Source organism: Paraflavitalea soli, from assembly GCF_003555545.1.
Classification (GTDB): Bacteria; Bacteroidota; Bacteroidia; order Chitinophagales; family Chitinophagaceae; genus Paraflavitalea; species Paraflavitalea soli.
This window is the reverse complement of record NZ_CP032157.1, coordinates 2,186,746-2,209,560: the sequence shown is the minus strand read 5'-3', so window position 1 is coordinate 2,209,560 and position 22,815 is coordinate 2,186,746. Positions and strand designations below refer to the sequence as shown.

Annotated in this window: 16 protein-coding genes; 9 read left to right on the top strand and 7 right to left on the bottom strand. The window is 46.6% G+C overall.

The features are described 5' to 3' along the window. The first annotated feature begins 10 nt into the window (after nt 1-10). The 3 genes from D3H65_RS08155 to D3H65_RS08140 all read left to right on the top strand — a co-directional run bounded on the left by D3H65_RS08155 (nt 11) and on the right by D3H65_RS08140 (nt 1,814). Nucleotides 11-307: an RNA polymerase alpha subunit C-terminal domain-containing protein gene (locus D3H65_RS08155; RefSeq protein ID WP_119049843.1), complete on the top strand. Its 297-nt coding sequence runs from the start codon at nt 11-13 to the stop codon at nt 305-307. Between the two features lie 98 nt (nt 308-405). Then, nucleotides 406-891, top strand: a complete 486-nt coding sequence (locus tag D3H65_RS08150; protein WP_211345647.1) for a YybH family protein — start codon at nt 406-408, stop codon at nt 889-891. Between the two features lie 437 nt (nt 892-1,328). Then, the gene (locus tag D3H65_RS08140; protein ID WP_119049841.1) at nt 1,329-1,814 is read left to right on the top strand and encodes a hypothetical protein; all 486 of its coding nucleotides are present in this window, start codon (nt 1,329-1,331) and stop codon (nt 1,812-1,814) included. Between the two features lie 77 nt (nt 1,815-1,891). On the opposite strand, the gene D3H65_RS08135 is transcribed toward D3H65_RS08140, so the two are convergent. The 6 genes from D3H65_RS08135 to D3H65_RS08110 form a co-directional block, all read right to left on the bottom strand. After that, the gene (locus D3H65_RS08135) at nt 1,892-3,319 is read right to left on the bottom strand and encodes an alpha-L-fucosidase (RefSeq protein ID WP_119049840.1); all 1,428 of its coding nucleotides are present in this window, start codon (nt 3,317-3,319) and stop codon (nt 1,892-1,894) included. A 196-nt stretch (nt 3,320-3,515) separates the two neighbouring features. After that, on the bottom strand, nt 3,516-4,715 hold the full coding sequence (locus D3H65_RS08130; protein ID WP_119049839.1) for a DUF4998 domain-containing protein: 1,200 nt from the start codon (nt 4,713-4,715) through the stop codon (nt 3,516-3,518). Nucleotides 4,716-4,960: 245 nt separating this feature from the next. Then, nucleotides 4,961-6,130, bottom strand: coding sequence for a DUF5000 domain-containing lipoprotein (locus tag D3H65_RS08125; protein WP_119049838.1), 1,170 nt, complete (start codon nt 6,128-6,130; stop codon nt 4,961-4,963). Nucleotides 6,131-6,305: 175 nt separating this feature from the next. Next, the gene (locus tag D3H65_RS08120; protein ID WP_119049837.1) at nt 6,306-8,195 is read right to left on the bottom strand and encodes a RagB/SusD family nutrient uptake outer membrane protein; all 1,890 of its coding nucleotides are present in this window, start codon (nt 8,193-8,195) and stop codon (nt 6,306-6,308) included. Between the two features lie 151 nt (nt 8,196-8,346). After that, a complete protein-coding gene (locus D3H65_RS08115; RefSeq protein WP_119049836.1) occupies nt 8,347-11,493 on the bottom strand; it encodes a SusC/RagA family TonB-linked outer membrane protein in 3,147 nt (1,048 codons plus the stop codon). Between the two features lie 107 nt (nt 11,494-11,600). Beyond that, nucleotides 11,601-13,346 (bottom strand): alpha-L-fucosidase, encoded by a 1,746-nt coding sequence (locus tag D3H65_RS08110; protein ID WP_119049835.1) that lies wholly within the window; start codon nt 13,344-13,346, stop codon nt 11,601-11,603. Nucleotides 13,347-13,550: 204 nt separating this feature from the next. Here D3H65_RS08110 and D3H65_RS08105 point away from each other — a divergent pair, with 204 nt between their 5' ends. Both D3H65_RS08105 and D3H65_RS08100 read left to right on the top strand, forming a co-directional pair. After that, nucleotides 13,551-14,978, top strand: a complete 1,428-nt coding sequence (locus D3H65_RS08105; protein WP_119049834.1) for a sensor histidine kinase — start codon at nt 13,551-13,553, stop codon at nt 14,976-14,978. Between the two features lie 19 nt (nt 14,979-14,997). After that, nucleotides 14,998-15,705, top strand: coding sequence for a response regulator transcription factor (locus D3H65_RS08100; RefSeq protein WP_119049833.1), 708 nt, complete (start codon nt 14,998-15,000; stop codon nt 15,703-15,705). A gap of 118 nt (nt 15,706-15,823) precedes the next feature. Here D3H65_RS08100 and D3H65_RS08095 read toward each other — a convergent pair whose 3' ends face one another. After that, nucleotides 15,824-16,171, bottom strand: coding sequence for an RNA polymerase sigma factor (locus D3H65_RS08095; RefSeq protein WP_119049832.1), 348 nt, complete (start codon nt 16,169-16,171; stop codon nt 15,824-15,826). A gap of 479 nt (nt 16,172-16,650) precedes the next feature. On the opposite strand from D3H65_RS08095, the gene D3H65_RS08090 reads away from it, so the two are divergent. The 4 genes from D3H65_RS08090 to D3H65_RS08075 are packed head-to-tail and all read left to right on the top strand — an operon-like array spanning nt 16,651 to nt 22,803. Then, nucleotides 16,651-17,259 carry a TetR/AcrR family transcriptional regulator gene (locus D3H65_RS08090; protein ID WP_119049831.1) on the top strand — a complete coding sequence of 203 codons (609 nt, stop codon included), beginning with the start codon at nt 16,651-16,653 and terminating at the stop codon, nt 17,257-17,259. Nucleotides 17,260-17,312: 53 nt separating this feature from the next. Beyond that, entirely contained in the window at nt 17,313-18,674 is a 1,362-nt protein-coding gene (locus D3H65_RS08085; protein ID WP_119049830.1) for a TolC family protein, read from the top strand. 17 nt (nt 18,675-18,691) lie between these two features. Continuing rightward, entirely contained in the window at nt 18,692-19,741 is a 1,050-nt protein-coding gene (locus D3H65_RS08080; RefSeq protein ID WP_119049829.1) for an efflux RND transporter periplasmic adaptor subunit, read from the top strand. Between the two features lie 11 nt (nt 19,742-19,752). Continuing rightward, on the top strand, nt 19,753-22,803 hold the full coding sequence (locus D3H65_RS08075) for an efflux RND transporter permease subunit (protein ID WP_119049828.1): 3,051 nt from the start codon (nt 19,753-19,755) through the stop codon (nt 22,801-22,803). Nucleotides 22,804-22,815 lie beyond the last annotated feature (12 nt).

Genomic DNA, 22,815 nt, shown 5'->3' with positions numbered 1-22,815 from the left:
TCATCCGGATATGACAGTAACGAAGAAAAACCTGCGGACATGTGCAAAGGGGCATCAGTACTATAAAAGTACTGATTGCCCTACCTGTCCCATTTGCGAGGAAGAAAGAAAACCTGCAACAGGTTTTTTGTCCACGCTCTCTGCGCCCGCCCGGCGTGCCTTGGAAAATGCAGGCCTCACCACACCGGACAAGCTGGCACAGCATTCCGAGCAGGATATTTTAAAGCTCCACGGTATGGGACCTGGTTCGCTTCCCAAACTCCGGGCTGCCTTACAGGCAGCTGGCCTGTCGTTCAAAGAAAAATAGCTTTTTATAGTTGTTCCGTTTTGTACAATTTCAGGATTTTACCGCAGTATACTTTTGTACCCGATAACAATCACTGAAAATAATAAAACAGATAGATCATGAAACGGAACCAGCTATTGAATGCGCTTACAATGATCATTATGCTGATCGTATTGTACAGCTGTGGCGCCGGTACTGCAAAGCCGGGCGCAGACCTGGAAGAAGCAAGAAAAGCCATCGCAGCCAGCAATGCCATCTACTTTGAAGCTTTTGCCAAAGGAGATTCCTCGATCTTCATTGACCGCTACGCAGAAGATTGCTGCATCATGGCGCCGGAAGCACCGCAGCTCTGCGGTCCTATTGCTCCGCTGGAGTTTTTCAGAATAGCCTACAACGGAATAGGATTGCGCAATGGAAAATTCACCACCACAGCTATCTATGGTGATGGCGTGGAATATGTGACAGAGGAAGGATTGTGGGAATCATTCGATGCAAGCGGGAAAAGGTTTGACAATGGGAAATTCCTTGTCCTGTGGAAGAAAACAGCGAAGGGTTGGAAGATGTACAGGGATTCCTTCAGCAGCAACAATAAACCGCAATCATAATCAGGTATAAAGTATAGCCATGAATAATGCCGGCCTGCCCGGTTAGCTCCAACCTGCGCACCCCGCAGGTTGTTTTATTGGTAGGAGGAAGTGATCATGCGTAGAACTACTTAAGGTAGGGGCATAAAAAAAGGGCCAGCATAAAAATACAGCCCCGTTTTAAAATCCAATATCCTATGAAAAACCGAGACAAAAATAAGGGCATTCATACATACTACCAATACCCCCTTCGTGGTATTTTAAATAAAACTGTTAAAAAGATGATGCAATTGGCCGAAAGCAGTCAAAAAAGCGGTACTCATAAGGGTAAGTTTACATATAATATCTTCCTAATCCTTTTGCTGATGCGTGCGATCGGGAGCCAGACAATTACTTTATAGTTTTCTCATTTGTGTGTAAATTCACTGACAGGATTTTATATCCTACCCCCCAACCCCATGCTCATTTATACTACTGCAAGAAAAAGTAATTGGCCTTATATACTAAAACAATGGGCCATATCTGCCGGCATCTTATTCGCCATCATTCTGCTTGCCCGGTTTTTTTCCAAAGATTTCATTAAGGTGACCGATACGTTTTATTGGATAGTAAGTATTTTCCTGCTGTATCATTTTATTGACCTGGTTAGCGAGAAAAGGGTGTATAAGATAGTCATTGATGAAACGAGCCGGAGCATCACGCAATATTACCGCAGTGCTTTTTCCGGCGAAGGAGAAAAGGTCCATACGCTCGACAAAGTGCAACTGTATGTAAAAAGCAAAGCGTCAGCTGCTGACGGCGAAATAACTACGCAGCATATCGAATTGTATAAAAGCTGGCGCATCATCCTGGAGCTTGATACAAAGAAACATGGATTCTCACCGTACACTTTACAGGAAATAAGAAAAACACTGGAACAACTGTTGGTGCCTGTGACAGGATAAAAACTCTTTTGAAATAAAAATGCCTGTAAGCAATGATTTTCTTACAGGCATTTTTGTTCGTTGAAGGTTGGCGGGAACTATCGTCTTTCATTGAATACGCCAAACTCTGCGATCTGCGGCGGCGCATCAAACCCGTCGATCAAAATTCTTACCCGCTCTCCGTATACTCTTTCAAAGCGGTGTATCTTGATGCGGCCGGTAAGCTCTCCGTTAAGCAAAGGCTTCCATGCTCCATTCTGATAATATTCCAGCCGGTATTTTTGAATGCGTGGCTTCCTCGATTCTGCAATAACGACGGTATTGAATGCTTTTTCACCTTTGAACAAGACCTCAAACCAGGGTTTCTTTACGGTAGGATTGGATATCCAGGGCTTACCAAAATCATCATCAGTGGCAAAGTCCATGATCCACATATCATCGCTCCAACTGGCGTTGGTCGTCTGGAATTTGGCGAGGTTGTGGGAGATGATGGGCGCATCGGAAGGCGGCAATTTAGCGGTAGGGCCCTGGTGTTTCCAGGATTCGCCTATCTTTTTCAGGGCGGCGAGTGCATTGTCGTCGATCAGTCCTTCGCGGTTGGGTGCTACGTTGAGGATGAAATTACAATAAGCATTGTTCATGGGAACAATGTTGTCATTGACGAGCTTGTTGACATCCTTTACTGGCGAGGTGGGGAAGGAGGTCTTCCAGAACCAGGCATCATTGATGGGCAGGCAGGAAAGGGCAGGCAGTTTATTGCTTTCTTTGCCGATATGTTGTCCTGCCCCTTGCTCATAAGATTTGATATCCGTGTAATACAATGCTTCAGCAGGATACTTCGCGGCATTGAGGTCCATCACCAGGCAATTGGGCTGGATGGATTTTATCAGCGCATACACTTCTTCAAAAGGAATGTCATCATAGGAGATCCTTGACCAGGGTGCATCCCATCCATCGATGATCAGGGCGTTTATCTCACCGTAATTGGTGAGCAGCTCGGTGAGTTGGGCCTTTACCAGGGCGATGTGTTTTTCGGTGATATGGCCGGGGCGCAACTTGTGGTGTGTATCGAGGATGGAATAATACAACATTACTTTCAGTCCATTGGCGCGGAAGGCATTTACGTATTCCCGTACTACATCTTTCTTGTACGGACTGTTCATTACATTGTAATCGGTCGTCTTGGTATCCCAGATGGCAAAACCACTGTGGTGCTTGGTAGTGAGGCAGCCATAACTCATATTGGCCGATTTAGCGGCTTTGGCCCACTGATCGCAATTGAGTTTGGTAGGGTTGAAAATGGCCGGCGATGCTTCCGGATCGGCCCAATCCTGGTCCATAAAGGTGGGGATGTTGAAATGGATGAACATCCCGAAACGAAGGTCTACAAATGCTTGTTGTAAGGAAGCCAGGTCTTGCCCGGACTTTCCTTTGGGGGCCTGGGCCCTCGCGGGTGGCGGGAATAACACCGCGATAGAGATACATGCACATAATAGCGAATTCCTGATAATACTTGTGTGCCTCATTATTGCTTTAAATTATGGTTTAAATATATTCACTTTCTCTTATATAGCTTGCCCGCTAATATTTTGGCGACCTTGATGGAGCGTCATCCCGCTGCTGCGGGACAAGCTCTAAAGGGACAAAATACACGTTTGATACGTTCTGCTTGTTTACGGTCTTCCGGACTTCCGGTCTTTCGGACTTGTTTTTCATGCTTAACTACGGATTGAACCAAAACGAGATCTCGCTCATATGACTGTCCTGGTCGTGGTCGATGGTTTCCAATACACGGATGCGGATGTAGCGTACTTTGGGAATGCCGGGCAACAGGTCTGTTTTATAGGGTGCGGTGCCATTGTCGGGACGCACGATATCTTTCAGCAATACCCATCCTTTGGCCAGTGACTCGTCTTTCCAGCCAGGATCACTGCCGGGCAGGGTAGTGGCGGCATTGGTGATATCGGCGATGCCCCATACTTCAAACTTTGTCGGGTTGTGATAAGGGTTGGCATTGACCCGTCCGATGTTCTCAAATTTGGTAAGCTGATAGAGCGCACCCAGGTCGATGGTAAAATGGTGTGGGATGCCTTCTCCGCCCGTATGGTAGATCTCGGGGTAATCGCCTCCTTTGCCATCCCAGATCCAGGCCAGGTTAGTGCCGTATGCATCACCGGCCACATCATTCGGCAGATCGAACTTACTCCAGGCGGTCTTCGGTACGGGTACATCTTTTACGGTGATGGAATCTTTCTTCAACACGGTAAAGGTATCGATCGCCCTGTCCACCGGCTTATAGGAAGATTGGTAATAGATCTTTGTACCTACTTTCCAGGGAATGATGGTGCTGTAGGTGTTTGCGTCGACGGTGAGCTCCTGTGCGCTGCCGCTTTCATTGGTATACCAAAGTTTGGTGCCGGTATGGACGGTGTCGGCGGTGCCCCAGGCAATGACGAGTATTTTAGCATCTGCCATATAGTTGACATTCATCACCGGGCGGTTGAGGAGCGAGGCTTCGTATTTGCTGCCATACACTCTTCCTGAAGCATAGACCGGCACGCTCTTGTTGCCTTCTTTATCATAGGTGAAAATGTCGAAGGTATAGGAGGTTTCCTGCAATTTGTCGATGATGATGCTCACCGTATCCACGCCCTGCGTACGGGCAACGGCGATGCCGGCCGAATCGTTGCCATTGTTCCAAAACACTTTTGCCTGTGTGATGGTGGGGTCTGATACGAGTTGCCAGGTAAGTTTGATCCGGTTCTTGCCGGGAGCAGGAACGGGATTGGTGGCCGTGCCCGGATAAATGCGGGGCTTTTCAGGAACGTATTTTTTCCAGTCGTCCTCCCGGGTGCAGGATGCCCAGCTGAGGGCTGCTGCGATGATAAGCAGGCTGGCTGTTACCTTTTTGAATGAATGCATATGTTAGTTAGTTAAATGTTTTTATTAAGAAGAATACAGAATCTGGAATCCAGGATCCAGAAGAATACACGTTTGCTTCGCAAGCAGATTTCTCACTACGCCGTTCCTTCGTACACTTGTGAAGTTCCGAATGGCTCCGTTCGAAATGACAGCCGGGGATGATACCTTATCGAAGCAAAAGATTACCGATTACCGATTACCGATTGTCGATTGCCGATTGTCGATTCACGATTGCCGATTCACGCCTACGGCTGCCCCCAGATGCTCATTTCTGCAATGTTGGTGGCCGAGTTGGTAAAGGTTTCGATCACTTTGACACGCAGGTAACGCACAGAGGTTTTGTCCAGCGGCACAGTCATTTCTTCTCCCTTTGCAGCGGCAGCCACATCATCCTGCGACAACTGCCCCAGGGGTAAACCGGAAGGCTTTACAATCGTATGTTCCACCAGTTTGGTCCAGTTGGTCCAGCCACCATCGGGGTCCGGTGTGTTGGTGCCCCAGATCTCAAACTTCTTTGGATTGTTGGCATTGTAGGCCCAATCGGTCACCGGTGTTTGTCGCTGCCACAGGGTAATGCGGCTCAGCTTTACCTTGATGCCCATATCGAAGGTAAACCACATGGGGAAGGGCTTTGTCTGCGTGTGGAACATATCCCAGAAGCCCAGGTAACTGCCATTCCATAAGTTTTCCATGGGCAGTCCCCAATCATCGCCAACATCGGTGGGCAACGCTACTTTGCGGAACAGGGTTTTGTCCAGCGCTTTTTCATACAGTGGTTTGTAGGTCTTCGTGAGGGTATCGGAGATATTGCCAAACCGGTCTTTGACGTAGAAAGAAAAGCGGCGTGCAGTGCTGTCGAATCCGCGCATGGTATAGGTGCCCAGGGGCAGGGTCGTGTACTGTACATTTACTTCTTCCATGGTGCCCTTGCTGTTGGCTGCCAGTGTGTAGATGGCCACATCTGCTTTGGCATCATTGGTATAGCTGACCCTTAATCCGCCAAAGTCTTCGGATGCCAGCAGGCTTCTGAAGACAGCTACTACCGGTGGTGTGAGGGGCTTCACCTTCACAGTTACGGGAGCCGATTGTTGTTCACTGCGGTTCACCACATAGAGTTGTATGGCATGCTCCAAGGTATCTCCAAAACCATCTACGGTCAATTGATTGGTATAATAAGAGGTCTTCACTTCTCTTTTCACCCCTGCCTGGTGTTCGTATTCCGCTTTCACATACAGGATGCTATTGTCTTGCGGCAGGGTATACGTGATCTCTGCGGCGCCGGGCAGGTTCTTTACGGCTGTACTGGTGATTGGGCCCGGTGTATTGCCCTCACCGTAGAGGGAACGATGTTCCTCTTTCTTACAAGCTAATACCAGTAAGCATAGTATTATGAGTGATATATTTATTCGGTTCATGCTTTGGTTTTTTAAAGTCAGTCAATGCTGGATTATTTATTATTAATTATTGGCTGCAGGGCTGGCTTGTTCATTTCTTGCTATCGGCTGCTTTCTACTTTTTGCTGCCTGCCAGGGTTAGTGACGTGTTTGCTGCGAAGTAGTAGTAATCAATAATCATTAATTAATAATCATATTACCAACCAGGATTTTGTACCAGTTTAGGGTTCACCAGGATATCGCCGCTCTTGATGGGCCAGAGGTAATCCCGTACCTGGAACCGTTGGTCCCACAGGGTTTTAACCCGGTAATAAGCGGCAGGTGCTGCCTGGGCAATGTCCCAGCCCTGTACGGGCTTATTCTGTTCTTCAATGGCCCGTTTCCAGCGGCGCAGGTCCCAGAAGCGGCTGGCTTCAAAACCCATTTCGATCAGCCTTTCCTGTTGGATGATGGCCCGCAGCCCTTCCTGACTGGTGTATTTGGAAGGGTTGTTGGAGAATTGGCCCCAGGCTTCCTGTACGCTTTTGAGACCCGCTCTGGCGCGTATCAGGTTCACATAGGTGAGGATGTCTGCATTGGCCGGACCTTCCGCTTCATTCAATGCTTCTGCATACAGCAGGTAGAGATCGGCCAGGCGGAATATCGGAAAGGGATATTCTTCTGTGGAAGTGCTTTGGCCTTCATTGATCACAAACTTCCAGCTCACGATCTTCTTGGTGAAGTAGCCGGTAACGGAAAAACCAAACACGTTCTTCTGCGACTGGTTTTGTCCCCAGCGGGATTGTATATTCCAGGTGCCATTCTGCATGTACCATTTGGCGCCATCAAAAGCAACGTCTGCATAGAAACGGGGCTCCCGGTCGAAGTTCAGTACGGCAGTCTCATAACCTACCTGCATCTTTTCTCCTTCTTCCGGAGCTACGGTACGCAGGGTATAACGATTGGCATAATCATAAGTCTTGTCTTCCTCGATCGGTACGCCGTTTTTAGAATAGAATTGCTCTACGATCTTCAGGGTGGGCGCCATTTGTCCGAGGGGATCCTGGTTGCCGAGGCGTGCGGGATCGAGCTTCGGGCAGGCGAGGCGCTGCATGTATTGGTCTGTCCGGCTGTTGGAGGAACCCCAGATCAGTTCCTCATTCCATTTCTCACATACCGCATTGCGAATGCTCATTTCGATCTTCATGGCATCGGACAGGTTGGCGATACTGTTGTTGAATTTGTACAATTGAATGCCTGCCGCATGGGCGGCGTCGATGGCTGCTTTACAAGCGGCAGCCGCCCGCACCCATTTCTGTTTGTTGTAGGTGGTATTGAACAGCAGGGTGCCGTCCTGGTTCTTGAAACCGGTATAGTCTGCATTGCCATTAAACAGCGGGCTGGCAGCTGTTACCAGCAGGCGTGCTTTTACGGCCAGTGCAATAGGGGCTGTGATACGGCCCAGTTCGGTGGTCCGGGCCTGTATGGTGGGCGGTAATAATCTGGCTGCTGAATCCAGCAGGCCTGCAATATAATTGACTACTGTATCGACCGGCATGCGGGGTATCTTCACTTGGTCTGCGCTCACATCCGTAGGCAGGTTCTTATCTACAATATGGATGGGGCCATACAGCTTTAGCAGCTGCCAATGATAGTAGGCTTTCAGGAAAATCACTTCCCCGATCCAGCGGGAATGCATATAGGGTTCCAGGTCCACCACTTTGTCTACATTCTCCAGGAAGATATTGCAGTCGCGAATGCCGGCATACATGGGCTGCCAGTAAGCCATCAGCGGACTGCCCGCAGTTTGCAATCCCAGGGCGATCTGCATGGGAGAGGCATCGATCGTTTTAAAGCTCTCGTCCTGCCAGGTCTCGTCGCCCGCGCCATAAGCCGGGTTGCCGCCATAATTTCCTTCAGCAGGCAGGTAAGAATAACAGGTGAACAGGTATTTTTCGGCTTCCGTACGGATACTGAAAGCATTGTCGATGGTGGGCACATTGTCCGGCACTACATCGATAAACTTCTCGCAGGAGCTAAGGCTGGCTATCCCTGCCAGTAACAGGGCCAGCAGGGAAAAACGTTTTTTATGATGATGGTGTTGCATTGCGTTTTGTTTAGTTAGATACACTTTAAATGGGGTCCGCAGGATACTCTTGTTCGGGCGACCCACCCTTTGAGGGCGACCCACCCGAACAAGGCGACCCACTCTTTAAGGGCGCCCCACCCTTTAAGGGCGATCCACCCTGCCGCTTTCATTAGAAACTGAGGTTGACGCCCACATTGAATACCCTTTGTACGGGATAGGCCAGCCCATTGCTGCCCATTTCGGGATCCCATAGTTTAAAGCTGCTGATCACAAACAGGTTGTTGCCATTGAGGTAAAACCTGGCGTTGGACATTTTGAAGCGCTTCAACAGGGCAGGAGCGCAGGTATAACCTACTTCCACAGTCTTCAGGCGCAGGAAAGCGCCATTGCGCATCCACCAGGTAGAGGTCCAGGCATTGTTCTGAATGGTGCGGTCACTCAGCCTTGGCCAGAAAGCATAGATATTCCGGTTGCTTTCAGACCAATGGTCTTCGGCAATAACCTTGAGCAGGCCGCTTTCAAGACCCAGACCAAAGTCATCGCGTTTGAAGGGCTGGATAGCATTGTTGTCGATAAAGATGGAAGAACGTGCAGAGCCTTGTACAAAAGCACTGAAGTCAAAACCTTTATAACCTACAGAGAAACCTCCGCCATACACGATCTCCGGAGTTTCAGGATAACCGATCGGCACCTGGTCGCCATTGCCATCAATGATATTATTGCCATCTACATCCAGGTATTTGATATCACCACCGCTTACCAGTCCAAAATCCTGCAAGGGCGAATTCTTTACTTCCTTGTCGTCTACAAATAATCTTTCTGCGATCAGTCCCCATCTTTGTGAAAGCGGATAACCCACCTTACTGCTCCAGGAGGTGGGGTAGTTGGGCTCTTCATTCACCAGCAGTTTGCTATGGGCATAGGTGAAGTTGCCGCGCAATTGCAGCCATACGCCATTGCTGAAGGACTTGTTGTAATCCATTTGCAGGTCGATGCCTTTGCCTTCTGCCTCACCTACATTGGCCTGAATGTTCGCTGCCAATCCCATCGATGCAGGAATAAAGGCCCTGTTCATGAGGATATTCTTCCGGTGCTCGCGGTATATATCCACGGTAAGGTTGAATCCATTGATGAACTGCAGGTCCATGCCGATATTGGTCTTGTACGACTTCTCCCAGGTGATGGCGGAATTGGCATACCGTTGTACGGTTACACCGTCTAAAGCGGTGCCGAAGTTTTCTCCAAACACAGCGCTTTTTTTCGGGTCGTTCATTAATACCCGTGAGAGGTAGAAGAAGCGGTCATTGGCACTGCCGATCTGGTCATTACCTACCAGGCCGTAGGTGACGCGCAGTTTCAGGTAAGGCAGGATATGGGCGATGGGATCGAAGAACTTTTCATTGTGTACATTCCAGCCCAGTCCACCGGAAGGAAAAAAGCCCAGGCGGTTGTTCTTGGAGAAACGTTCAGACCCATTGTAGCCAAAGTTGAACTCGGCCATGTACCGGTTGTCATAGGCATAGGTAAACCTGCCCGACAGGCCCTGGTTACGATTGGGCAAGGACTGTTGCAGATCACCTATGGTTGAATTGGCAGTGAGGTAATTGCGCATGGTGGTGATCAACATACCTGATATATCATGATCGCCAAAACCCTTTACATAATTCACGGCTGCTTCGAGGTAACTGACGGTGTTGAGGATCTTGGCGCCGGGAATATAGCTCAGGTATTCTGTACCATTTGTATTGACAGGTGAAAGCAGGGGTGTTTTTCCATCCGGCGAATAGGATAATGAATAGTAAAACGGAGCGTAGGCACGGGTAAGGCTGAAGGATGCATAACGCTGGGTAAAGGTCATCAGCCTGGCAGAGAGGCCACTGGTTATAAAGCTGAGGTTTTGTTTAATGTCCAGCTGCGCAGTCATGGTAGAAGTATTGGATTGCTCGTACCCCGATACCATGTTGGCATACGGATTATTGTACCGGATACCATTGCCATCCAGCATACTGCCAAAAAGCGGATGGTTCAAACGTGGCAGGTACTCCGATGGATATACTGCTGCAAACTGCACGGGGTTGCTCATCAATGCCTGGTTGAAGATATTGCCCCCGCCGCCTACGGGCCCATTGTAATCATCGAACTGTCCGGATACCCTGATATTGACCAGGGTGGTAGGAGTAGCATTGATGGTCACATTGGAGCGTATCTGGTAGCTGCGCAGTTTGATATTGCTGTTGAAATTGTTCAACCCGTTTTCTTTCAGTACGCCATTGTCGATATTGTACGTGCCGGAAACATAGTATTGGGCGATCTTGCCGCCGCCACTCATGTTGAGGTTGTATCGTTGGTTATTTGTATAGTCCTTGATCAGCATCTTCAGCCAGTTATTGCTGGGATACAGGTAAGGATTGGCGCCTGCTTCCGTTTGTGCGATCTTTTCCTGTGAATACAGGGGCGCCTGTAAGGGATAGCGTGTTACCAGCGCCTCATTGGCCTGTTTCATGTAAGTGATATTGTCGGCAAAACGAAAGTTTTTGGTGTTGCCCGAGGTGGAGTTTTCCATCCGCGCACTGAATTTGGTGGCGCCTTCTGCACCGATCCTGGTAGTGACGAGGATCACCCCATTGGCGCCCCGGGCGCCATACAGAGAGGCGGCTGTAGCGTCCTTCAACACAGAGAAGCCCGAAATATCATCGGGCTGCAAACGGGCCAGGTCATTGGTGGTGGATTCCATATTGTCGATCAGGATCAACGGATCCACTTTGCCCGCGCCGAACGTGGTGACGCCGCGGATGAAGAAGCTGGCATTGTCCCTGCCGGGCTCCCCGGAGCGCTGGTAAGCAATGATGCCGGAGATCTTGCCCGCCAGCATCGTCGTCAGGTTGCTGGTGGGGCCTTTCAGTTCTTTGGGATTGATGGTAGTGACAGCGCCCACCATACTTTTCTTCTTTTGCGTACCATAAGCCACTACGGCTACTTCTTCCATGGCTTTCTCACTGCCTTTCAGTACTACATTCACCACGGGTTCGCCTTTTACATCTACTTCCTGGGTGGTAAAACCAACAAAAGAAAACAACAGTGTTCCATTGGAAGGCACCTTGATGAGGTAATTGCCTTTGGCGTCGGTACGTGCCGCTACTGCCGGGGAATTCTTTACAGCAATCGTCACCCCTTCGAGTACAGCGGTATCGGAACGCACAGTCCCTTTTACAAAGATCTCACCCGATTGTGCATAGGAGCCGGTGACAACTCCCAGCAATAAGCAAAACAAAAGGATGGGTTTGATCCTTTTGAATACGTGGTGATACGTGTTCATAAGCAGTCTTGAGTTTTGGTGTATAAGAATCAGTTGTTTACTTAAGTTGTCTCCCTGAGTGCCTTTGCTGGTGAGCCGCCCTTTGAGGGCGACCCACCAGCAAAGGGTTACTGCAATATGATGTGCCTTAGGTTGATCGCTTCCCATTTGCTGGCCGTTGGGCGCAGGGCGATGGTGTATTTGCCTGCTTTTTCAATCGTCACTTTGCCCAGGGTCATTTCCCGGTATTGGTGGTAACTGCCTGTCCGGTCCATGGTGGCAGCAATGGTTTGTCCGCCTATTTCGATGGTCAGCGCATTGCCATATGCCGGTACACCTGCCAGGGCTGTGATGCTATACGTGCCGGGCTTGCTGATCTCCACTTCCCATGATATCCAGCTGTACGGGCTTGTCCAGTAGCCGATATTGCGGGCATCCCAATCACCTTCCGTCATGGCCGATGCTTCGCCTTCCTTATTGTGAATGGTGGCCAGTTCCGGTTCCAGTACCAGGGCGCCATTGGCCGCCTGCCGGATGGCAAAGGGGCGTATATCGAGTGGCGCTGTTGTATGGAGCGCAATAACTGCAGCAACCGGATCAGGAGCCGTAAGGGGCACATCGATCACGAGGCCGTCTGCGGTTGTTTTGCAGGTGAGGGTCTTGCCATTCGATAAAAGCCGGGCTGAGCTGAACGCTCCGGCCAATCCCGGCACCAGCAGTTGGCCGCCTTTGGGCCAGGCAAATACATGCAGGTAAAGCGTAGTTTCTTTTCCCTCTTTTCGTTGGGTGGCGCGGCCCCAGGGTAATTGGTGGAAGGGGCTGGCGGTAGTGCCATAGATAGCTTCTCCATTGACAGCTGTCCATTTACCAATGGCTTGCAGTCGTTCCACGATCGGCCGGGGAAATTCTCCTTCGGCCGTTGGTCCCACATTGAGCAGGTAATTGCCGCCTTTGGAGGCAATGTCTACCAGGTTGCGGATCAGCGTGGCAGCGCTTTTCCAGTTGTTGTCGTTTGTCTTGAAACCCCAGGTATCATTCATCGTCATGCAGGTTTCCCAGTCGCGCCCCGCGATGCCGGTGGCCGGTATATATTGTTCCGGTGTAGTGATGTCTCCATTGTAATGGCCTCCCAGCCGGTCGTTGGTAATAATGCCCGGTTGGAGGGACAGCAGCGCGGCCAGCTTATCGGCCCGCTGCCGGTTCATATCCGTCGGCACATCCCACCAGAGTTCCACCACATCGCCATATTGGGTTAATAGCTCGCGTACCTGGGGCGCTGCTACCTGCTCAATGTATTCATCCATGCTTCCTTGCTGCGTAGGGTCCCAATGGCCGCGGGCTGCAGCGCCGCCGGGGTTGAACCAGTCATTGGCCTGGGAATAATAAAAGCCCAGTTTCATCCCTTGCCGGCGGCAGGCTTCCACCAAGGGTTTCAGCAGGTCCTTGCCGTAAGGCGTGGCTTTCACTACGTTCCAGTCGCTGGCCTTTGAATCGAACAAGGCAAAGCCATCATGGTGTTTGGCCGTGATCACGATGTATTTCATGCCGGCTTCTTTGGCCATGCGCACCCAGGCTTCCGCATCATATTTCACCGGGTTAAACTGTTTGGCGTACTGCTCATAATCACGGCGCGGAATGCTGGCATCGTGCATGATCCATTCGCCCAGTCCACCGATCTCCTGGTCTTTGTACTGGCCGGCGGGCACCGCATACACGCCCCAATGAATGAACATGCCGAGGCGTGCCTTGCGCCACCAGTCCATCTTACCGGGAACGGTGAGCGGAGCGGCAGTTTGTGAATACAGCTGGGTAAAGGGTACGGATAATAAAACGAACAGGGAAAACAGGGTGCGGATGGAAAAATGTCTTGGCATATTGCTACAGGTTTAAAAAGATCCATGCAGTGTACTTAAGCGACGTTATAAGCACACTACATGGTATAAGGTATCGGGAACAGCTAAATTACCCGACCTTATTGCTGAAGCCTGTCAACAGAAGTCAAACGAATTGTTAACGGATATTAAACGATCGTACAAAGCAGGCGGATACATATTATCTTTAATGCTTACCCCTGCTCAATGAAATACACGATCACCATCCATAAGGCCATTGCAGTGGTCAGCTTTCTCATCCTGTCGGCTGTGCAGTTCTTTCTGGTGTACAATACCTATGAGCTCAAGAACAAGCAGTTTTACCTGCAGGAGAAAGACCTGATCAAGAAGGAATATGGCACCAGCGTACAGTCGGACCTCATCTTTCCCGGCGGCGCCCGGATACTGGACAGCGCCATCTATAAGAATTTTGACAAGCTGGAACAACTGTATAAGGCAGGCGGCAACGGTTTTCCGGAATACACCCAATACCTGCTTGATAGTACGGTGAAGGTGTTGCACAAAGCAGAGAATGTAGACAGCGTACTGGAGCTGGCCCGCCAACGGTACCATATCAAAACCGACCTGGCTTACCGGGTGTCCATCGATATCCTGGAGATCAGTTTTGGTAAACGTAATTTCATTCCTTTCTATGATAAGGAGCATCATTACCCCGGCATCAATGATTCCCTGCAGCATTATTCGGGCTTGTGGCTGGGTGGTGACCTGGCCAATCCCAATGAGAACAATAAGATCGTAACGGTATCTATTGGTGGTGTATCCGAAAGAACCTATCGCATTTCCTATAGCTTTTATGTGGATACGCGCAACCGGAAGATGGTCATTTTACGGCAAATGATGCCCACTTTTGCCTTGTCGGTATTGTCGGTACTGGCGGTGGTATTGTTGTTCTTCATCACCCTGCGCAACTGGATACGGCAAAAGAAATTATCCGAAATGAAATCGGACTTCATCAACAGCATTACCCATGAATTCCATACGCCGCTGGCTGCCATCATTGTTGCCAACAAGACCCTGCAGAATGATAAGATGCCCGTAAACCGGGAGACGGTACAGCCGCTTACGGAGGTGATCCAACGGCAGTCGGAGAGAATAAGGACACTGTTTAGCCAGGTATTGGATATCACGAGCATGAGCGGCATCTCCCTGAAGAAGGAAGTTCATTCCCTGCATCATTTGCTGGAGGAGGTATTGCTCGATTATAAACTTAAGCTGGCGGGTGCGCCGGTGGAACTTACCCTTAATAAAAATGCCACGAGGGATGAGGTATTGCTGGATCCCTTTTGGTGCACAACAGTGCTGCTGAATATCTTCGACAATGCCATCAAGTACAACCGGCGTGAAGGGAAAGAGATCATCGTCACCACGCAGAGCGACAAAAGAAATATATGGATCACGATCGAGGACAATGGTATTGGTATGACAGACAAGACGCGGGCGCATTTGTTTGATAAGTTTTACCGCGACACGCAGGTATTGAATGGGGAGGTGAAAGGGCTGGGCCTGGGATTGTATTATGCCAAACAGGCTATTGATGCGCACCATTGGAAAATTGAAGTGGACAGCAGGGGAGGGGGAGGCAGTGTATTTACGATCACGATGCCATTGGCGTGAAAAATTTAAAGGAATTTCTATGAAGCCAAAAATATTGCTGGTAGAAGATGAGGTGGACCTGGGTAATGTGGTAAAACAATACCTGGAGATCATGGAGTTTACAGTTGATTGGGCCCGGGATGGAAAATCGGCATTGGCAAAGTTCCAGGCAGGGCAGGGGAGATATGACATCCTGCTCATCGATGTATCGATGCCGGAGATGGATGGTTTTGAGCTGGCGATCAGGGTGATCAACATCAACCCGCAGGTGCCCTTTTTATTTTTAACCGCGCGGAATGAGCGCTCGGACCGGTTGCATGGGTTGAAGCTGGGGGCAGATGATTATATCACAAAACCTTTCGACATCGATGAACTGGTGTTGCGCATCAGGAATATCATTAAGCGCAATACCGGTAACCAGGAAGTAACGAGCCGGACTATGATAGAGCGCGGGGATGTGCAATTTCAAAAAGATTCCCTGAGGCTGATCATTGGCAACCATCCTGCCATCATACTGACGCCCAGGGAATCAGAGTTGCTGGAATTCTTGTTCAATAACGAAAACAGGATTTTAAAGCGGGAAGAAATACTAACCCGGTTGTGGGGAGAGAATGACTATTTCCTGGGCAGAAGCCTGGATGTGTTCATCTCCCGTCTCAGAAAACACCTGAACAAGTCGAACTCCATTAGTATCACCAATGTGTATGGAGTTGGTTTTGTTTTTAATGTGCAGTTGGCCGGGTTGTAAAAACGGTACTGTACAGCTACTGTTCAACTGGCTGTATAAGGATGCCGGCCGGTACATTGCCGTACAGTACCGTATGATATCAGAGATGCGCACCCGGATATTTTACAGATGCCCCTGCTCAATGGGCTGACGCTGTTTCCGGTTGATAGACCAGGCATTGTTTAAGCACCGTAAAACGCAGGACCGAAAGTGCCTGCTGCTGGTGCTTCAATGCAGTTTTATAGGGGATATTCAGTGTTACCGCCGCTTCGGCGGTATTCATATCATGAAAAAAAATGAGTTTAAACAGTTCTTTGCAGGGGCCGGGAAGGCTTTCAATCTCCTCATGGATCTCTTTCAGGATGTAGGTTTCTATCATGGCATGTTCGCCGGTGGGGTGATCAACCTGGTTTTCCAGCGGGCGGGTGATTCTAAGACTGGTATAATGGCCTGCAGGCCGTTGGTTGTTGCGTGAGGGGTTCTTCATATAACTCACCTACGTAAAGGTGTTTGTGCGCAGATGTAGGGAATGGGGATTTGGCGTTTTACTTGTTTTGGATCAAGCAGGTAGCGATTTGAATTTGATCTACGACAAGCGTGTTGGCGTTTTTTAGATGACTTACAGATTTCACCGATTTGCACGGAATAGCCGCTTCGCGGTTAGCCGCTACCATTCGTTTCGATAACATATAACGCTGTTTTGGGTTGGAGCATGGTTTGGGGGGGCAGTATAAGAATCCGCCGTGTACCCGGTACAACCTGTTTTCGAAGCCAGCATGGGTAGCCCCGATGATGGTTATTTAAAAAAGAGGCAGGACTTACGCCCAATAAGTTCAGAGACAACCTTTTGAATTAATATCACGCCGGTTTCACGGTCACTGGTAAATACCAAATGTCTCATAAAAGCCAAAAATAATTGGAGAATTGAACAGTGTTCAATATATTTGCACTATCATTTAATTAACGATGGGAATAGCAGAGAGAAAACAAGAGGAAAAACAAGAAATGCATAAACGGATCCTGAATGGCGCCCGTAAAATATTTCTCGAAAAAGGCTATGAACAAACCAGCATGCGCAATATTGCGAATGAAATTAATTATAGCCCTGGATCACTCTATTTTTATTTCAAGGATAAAAGTGAGATTTTTCATGAGCTACATAAGGAAGGGTTTCAATTGCTGCTCATGCAGTTAAAAGTCCTGGAAAAAGTGGCCAATCCTTTTGAACGTTTGAAAGCAGCGGGGCGCGTTTTTATCGAATTTGCACAACAAAATAAAGACTATTACAACTTAATGTTTATTGTTGAAGAACCCGCTAAAAAAGTTGAAAGCGGTGGTTTTAAGATAGCTCAGGAAGCGATTAGTCTGGTAACTGCTGTTGTTAAAGATTGTCAACAGATGGGCAAGTTCAAAGATATGGATACTGAGTATTTAGCATTTATGATACTTTCAACACTTCACGGAATTTGTGCCTTGTTCTGTAAAGACCGCACAACAAGTTTTGTGAACAAGACAAATGAAGAACTTATGCACCACGGTTATGAGTGTTTTGTTGCTTTGCTCGAAAAGAGCTAAGCTTTTTTTTACAATATTATTGAACAGTGTTTAATTAAATAACAGTGATTAAAATGAAGCCTGAAAACAGAATTCTCCACTATCTCTTTCTTATGGTATTTGCCATTGTTTCAGTTCATCCATTGAAAGCTCAAAATAAACTGGATGAGTACATCAAGCAAGGGCTTACATCCAACCAAAGTATTAAGCAGCAGACTTTTATGTTAGAAAAAAACGTCTACGCGCTCAACGAGGCAAAAAGTATGTTCCTGCCAAACATTTCCTTCTCAACTACTTACACGAAAGCTGATGGAGGCCGCACAATAGATTTTCCAACGGGTGATCTGCTAAATGGGGCTTACGCTTCGCTAAATCAATTGACTGGAAGTAATTCATTTCCCCAGCTTCAAAACCAGCGCATTCTGCTGAATCCTGACAACTTCTATGATGCAAAATTTCGTACAAGCCTGCCTATTTTGAACGCAGAGCTTAGTTATAACAAAAGAATTAAACTGCAACAGGTTGATTTTCAAAAATCAGAAGTACTGCTATACAAACGTGAATTGGTAAAAGAGATTAAAACAGCTTACTTCAAATATATAAAAGCTATTAATGCTATTAGGATCTATGAATCATCCCTTCGGCTTGTGGAAGAGGGTCAGCGAATTAATACCGCACTTTTTAACAATAGCAAAGTAAACCGTACCGCAGTTATTCGAAGTAATAATGAGGTCGCCAAAATGAATGCTGATCTTATTGCAGCAAACAAAACAGCAGAATCCGCCCGTTATTATTTTAACTTTTTGCTAAACCGCCCATTAACAGATAGCATACTGTTAGATGAGATGATAGCTTTACCCAGGCAGGATTATCTGCTAAGCGAAAATATAAACGGCAGGGAAGAGTTAACTAAACTCAAGATTGCAAAAGACATTAATAGCAATTTGAACGGTCTTGCAAAATCATACCTGATCCCTAAGATAGGTACCTATTTAGATCTGGGTTCGCAAGCCTTTGATTGGAAATTTAACAAACAAAGTCGCTACTATTTCCTGGGCGTTTCGCTGGAATGGGACCTCTTTTCTTTTGGAAAAAATTCTTATAAAATAAAACAGACGCTGGCTGACCGCCAAACCATAGAGGCTCAGACAGATTATGTGCAACAACAACTGCTTACCGAGCTCAAAGTTCGGCAGAATGATATGCAAAGCGCCATTGCTCAATATAAATCGGCACAATCACAACTAAAAACCGCTCAAACCTATTACGGTGATGTATTGAAATTATACAAGGAAGGAATGGCTATATATATTGAACTATTGGACGCTCAAAATCAATTAATCGATGCCCAATTGAATGCTAACATTGCTCTTTTCGATACCTGGATTGCTCACGCAGCTATAGAACGCGCCAATGCCAGCTTCATCATTCAATAAACAGAAAAAAAACTATAATGAAAAAAAATCAATTACTCCTCCTTGCCGCAGCAATATTAATTTTATATTCCTGCCATGATGAAGACAAGGCAAAAAAAGCATTTGAAGTAGCAGATGTTATCCCTGTAAAGACCTCTGCTGTATCCGCATTGGCATTACCCCAAAAAATAAGTGCTACAGGGCTCGTAAGCACAGAAAACGAAGCTAAATATTCTTTCAAGATTGGCGGTGTAATCAGCAGTGTGTTGATAGAAGAAGGTCAGTTTTTTCGAAAAGGTCAGTTGCTCGCTACGCTCAATTCCACTGAAATTGCTGCCGGCGTATCACAATCCAGTTTAAATGTAGAGAAGGCACAGCGTGATCATGATCGGGCCGTTAATCTTTACAAAGACAGTGTTTTTACATTAGAGCAGTTGCAAAACACCAAAACAGCCCTGGATATTGCTCAAAAAGCAAAAGAGGCTGTTTCCTTTAATGAACATTATTCAAAAATATATGCGGCTTCTGATGGTTTTGTAAGCCAGAAAATTGCCAATGAAGGAGAAGTAATAGGACCCGGTATGCCGGTGCTGGCTATTAACGAAACACAGCGGAACAATAATTATATTTTGAGAGTCGGTGTTACAGACAAGGAATGGGCAATGATTAACCTGGGGCAAACCTCAACTGTGACACTTGATGGATATGAGGATAAACAAATTGAGGCTTTCGTGTTTCGTAAGTCGCAGGTGGCAGATCGTACACTGGGCTCTTTTCAGGTAGAACTAAAGTTGAAATTAAAGGATATAAAGCCGGCAGTAGGTATGTTTGGCAAAGCGGAAATATCTACCAGTCAGAATGAAAATGTCAAGGTCGTCCCATATGGATCGTTGGTAGAAGCCGATGGCGATAAGGCATTCGTATTTACACCTGACGGAGCTAATAAGGTCAGGAAAATTCCTGTAACTATTTCAAGGGTCGACAATCAACAGGTGTATCTAAAAGGTGGACTTGATGGAGTGGAAGAAATCGTGATCTCTAATAGTGCCTATCTCAACGAAAAATCTACAATAAAAATTATTCGGTAATAATTACGTATATGAAGATCACAAACTTTGCCGTTAAAAACTATCAGTTCACCCTCATTATATTCCTGCTGTTTGCAGTGGTTGGTGTACTCACCTTGTTTACAATGCCCCGTTCGGAAGATCCAACTATACATCCGCCGGAGTATCTCATAACTGTCATATATCCAGGCACTAGTCCTAAAGATATGGAAGAGCAAGTGGTAAAGCCCATTGAAAACAAAATCTACGGACTGGAGAATATTGACAAAATGCTTACCACAGTTGAGGATGGTGTGGCGGCGATCCAGGTGAAATTCAAATATGGTGTTGATATTAACAATAAGTACCAGGAAATTTCTACAGAGATAAATGCTTTGAAAAACAGTGAACTTCCCAAGGATATCTACCTGATCAAAACAGAAAAAATATCTTCTTCCGATGTTAAAATTTTACAGGTTGCCTTGGTTTCGGATAACGCTTCCGATAAACTGTTGAGAGACCAGGCTGATATATTAAAAACCCGCCTGGAGAAAATAACAAACCTCAAAGAAGTTAAATATTCCGGTATGCCGGAACAGGAAATCCGTGTTGATGTACAATTGGACAAACTGGCGCAACTGAAGATCCCGCTTAGCGTAGTTACAGGTAGTTTACAAAGCGAAGCGGCAGACATTCCGGGGGGAAGCATTAACCTGGAGAGTAAGATCTTTAATGTAAAAACCAGCGGAAAACTTAAGAACGTGGAGGATGTTGCCAATACTGTCATCTACAACGCCAATGGGAAGATCATCTATCTGAAAGATGTAGCTGAGGTAAGTTATAAAAGCGAAATGGTCCGCCACATTACGCGCGTAAACGGGCATCGTTGTGTACTGATTACGGCTGCAATGAAAGACAATGTTAATATTGCGAAAGTGCAGGGAGAGTTTCTTCCGGTATTGGACGAATTTTCCAAAGGATTGCCTGCTAATATTCGGCTTGTCAAAACTTTTGATCAGGCTACCATGGTTTCACAACGTTTGGGACATCTCGGATTTGATTTTGGTTTAGCAATTCTTTTAGTAGTCATTACCTTATTGCCTTTAGGATTCAGGGCATCGCTCATTGTAATGATCTCTATTCCGCTTTCTTTAGCCTTAGGGCTTATAGCAATGAATTTATTTGGGTTTTCATTAAATCAGCTAAGTATTGTTGGACTTGTTGTGGCTTTGGGATTGTTAGTGGATGACAGTATTGTTGTGGTAGAAAATATAGAAAGATGGCTTAGGGAAGGACATTCACGAATGGATGCTGTTCTGAAAGGCACAAAACAAATCGGTATAGCAGTTGTAGGATGTACAGCCACTTTGGTAATTGCATTTTTGCCCCTGGCCTTCCTGCCTGATGCAGCCGGCGAATTTATGCGCAGCCTGCCTATGGCTGTTATAACCAGTGTATTGGCATCAATGATCGTGGCTTTAACGCTTGTTCCTTTCCTTGGAAGCCGGATGCTGAAAACACACACACATAGCGAAGGAAATTTTTTCCTTAAGCAACTGCAAAAATTCCTGACTTATAGTTATCGGGGTATTATGCCACGAGCTTTAAAATGGCCTAAAACAACTATTGCAATATCATTAGTACTAAGTGCGCTGGCCTTTTTCTTATTTACAAAAACAGGATTCAAACTTTTTCCCACATCTGAAAAGCCAATGTTCCTGATCAATATCAAAATGCCGCTGCAGGCTGATATTCCCGAAAGTGATCGTGTAACTAAACTCGTGGAAAATGAATTAAAGCAACACAAAGAGATTGTGTATTATACAAGCAACGTTGGTAAAGGAAATCCGCAGATATATTATAATGTACATCAACAAGACGTAAAGCCCGATTTTGCCCAGATTTTTGTACAGATGGATGATGAGGCAAGTCCTGACTCTAAAGTAGAGTTAGTTAAGCAGCTAAGAGAAAAGTTTAAGGATTTCCCTTATGCCAAAATTGAAGTAAAAGATTTTGAACAGGGCCCCCCGATAGAAGCCAATATAGTTGTAAGGGTTTTTGGTGAAGACCCGGACACACTGCGCAAGCTTTCCTTTAAGGTGGAGGACATTTTACGCAACAACCCAGGTACTGTTTACATCAATAATGAATTAAACACCTACAAATCGGATGTTAAAATAGAAATAAATAAAGAAAAAGCCCGCACACTGGGTGTGCTTACAAGCGATATTGATAAAGTAGTTCGACTGGCGGTAGCGGGATTAACCGTTGGTGATTATATAGATGACAGAGGCGATTCACGCAATATTGTCATAACACTTCCCAGGGAGAAATATTCAAACCTGGATGTGTTTAAGAATCTGTATGTAAATAACATACAAGGCAGTCCTGTATTAGTTAGTCAAATTGCGACGATCTCTTTTGAAACATCACCTACTGCCATAAATCATTTTAATAAATCTCGTTTCGCAAAAATCACCTCTCTCACCAAAGAAAGTGTATTGGCAAATGATGTTTTAAAGAACATTGTTCCCCAACTGGATAAACTTCAAATGCCGACTGGCTACTATTACAAACTATCCGGTGAAGCGGAATCGGAAGGTGATACACTGGGTGGAAATTTTTTGTCAGTTATCCTGTTAAGTACATTCCTTTTTATTGGAGTTCTGTTACTACAATTTAAGACGTTTAAAGGTATCATCATTGTACTATCTATTATTCCATTAGGAATTCTGGGAGGTGTGATAATGCTATTGATCGCCGGCCATCCGATGTCAATGGTTTCTATTATTGGTTTCATTGGTTTGTCCGGCATACAAGTCAAAAATTCGCTGTTACTCGTTGATTTTACTAACCAGTTGCGAACTGAAGGACATAGCATTGATAGCGCAATTAAGATAGCAGGAGAAACCCGTTTTTTACCGGTTGTGCTCACGTCTATAACTGCCATTTGCGGATTAATTCCACTTGCCTGGAATCCCAATCCACTTATCTCTCCATTAGCGATTGTGTTGATTGGTGGATTAATCAGTTCAACCATTCTTTCAAGAATTGTAACGCCGGTAATGTATAAGCTTATTCCGCCTTCCATTGAAAATATTTAATCATCTAAGAAA

Bases quoted from the DNA above. Each gene is read 5' to 3' on its own strand.
- D3H65_RS08100 (WP_119049833.1), top strand. From the start codon at position 14,998: ATGAAGCCAAAAATATTGCTGGTAGAAGATGAGGTGGACCTGGGTAAT.
- D3H65_RS08155 (WP_119049843.1), top strand. From the start codon at position 11: ATGACAGTAACGAAGAAAAACCTGCGGACATGTGCAAAGGGGCATCAG.
- D3H65_RS08140 (WP_119049841.1), top strand. From the start codon at position 1,329: ATGCTCATTTATACTACTGCAAGAAAAAGTAATTGGCCTTATATACTA.
- D3H65_RS08120 (WP_119049837.1), bottom strand. From the start codon at position 8,195: ATGCAACACCATCATCATAAAAAACGTTTTTCCCTGCTGGCCCTGTTA.
- D3H65_RS08125 (WP_119049838.1), bottom strand. From the start codon at position 6,130: ATGAACCGAATAAATATATCACTCATAATACTATGCTTACTGGTATTA.
- D3H65_RS08085 (WP_119049830.1), top strand. From the start codon at position 17,313: ATGAAGCCTGAAAACAGAATTCTCCACTATCTCTTTCTTATGGTATTT.
- D3H65_RS08080 (WP_119049829.1), top strand. From the start codon at position 18,692: ATGAAAAAAAATCAATTACTCCTCCTTGCCGCAGCAATATTAATTTTA.
- D3H65_RS08150 (WP_211345647.1), top strand. From the start codon at position 406: ATGAAACGGAACCAGCTATTGAATGCGCTTACAATGATCATTATGCTG.
- D3H65_RS08105 (WP_119049834.1), top strand. From the start codon at position 13,551: ATGAAATACACGATCACCATCCATAAGGCCATTGCAGTGGTCAGCTTT.
- D3H65_RS08135 (WP_119049840.1), bottom strand. From the start codon at position 3,319: ATGAGGCACACAAGTATTATCAGGAATTCGCTATTATGTGCATGTATC.
- D3H65_RS08110 (WP_119049835.1), bottom strand. From the start codon at position 13,346: ATGCCAAGACATTTTTCCATCCGCACCCTGTTTTCCCTGTTCGTTTTA.
- D3H65_RS08115 (WP_119049836.1), bottom strand. From the start codon at position 11,493: ATGAACACGTATCACCACGTATTCAAAAGGATCAAACCCATCCTTTTG.
- D3H65_RS08090 (WP_119049831.1), top strand. From the start codon at position 16,651: ATGGGAATAGCAGAGAGAAAACAAGAGGAAAAACAAGAAATGCATAAA.
- D3H65_RS08130 (WP_119049839.1), bottom strand. From the start codon at position 4,715: ATGCATTCATTCAAAAAGGTAACAGCCAGCCTGCTTATCATCGCAGCA.
- D3H65_RS08075 (WP_119049828.1), top strand. From the start codon at position 19,753: ATGAAGATCACAAACTTTGCCGTTAAAAACTATCAGTTCACCCTCATT.
- D3H65_RS08095 (WP_119049832.1), bottom strand. From the start codon at position 16,171: ATGAAGAACCCCTCACGCAACAACCAACGGCCTGCAGGCCATTATACC.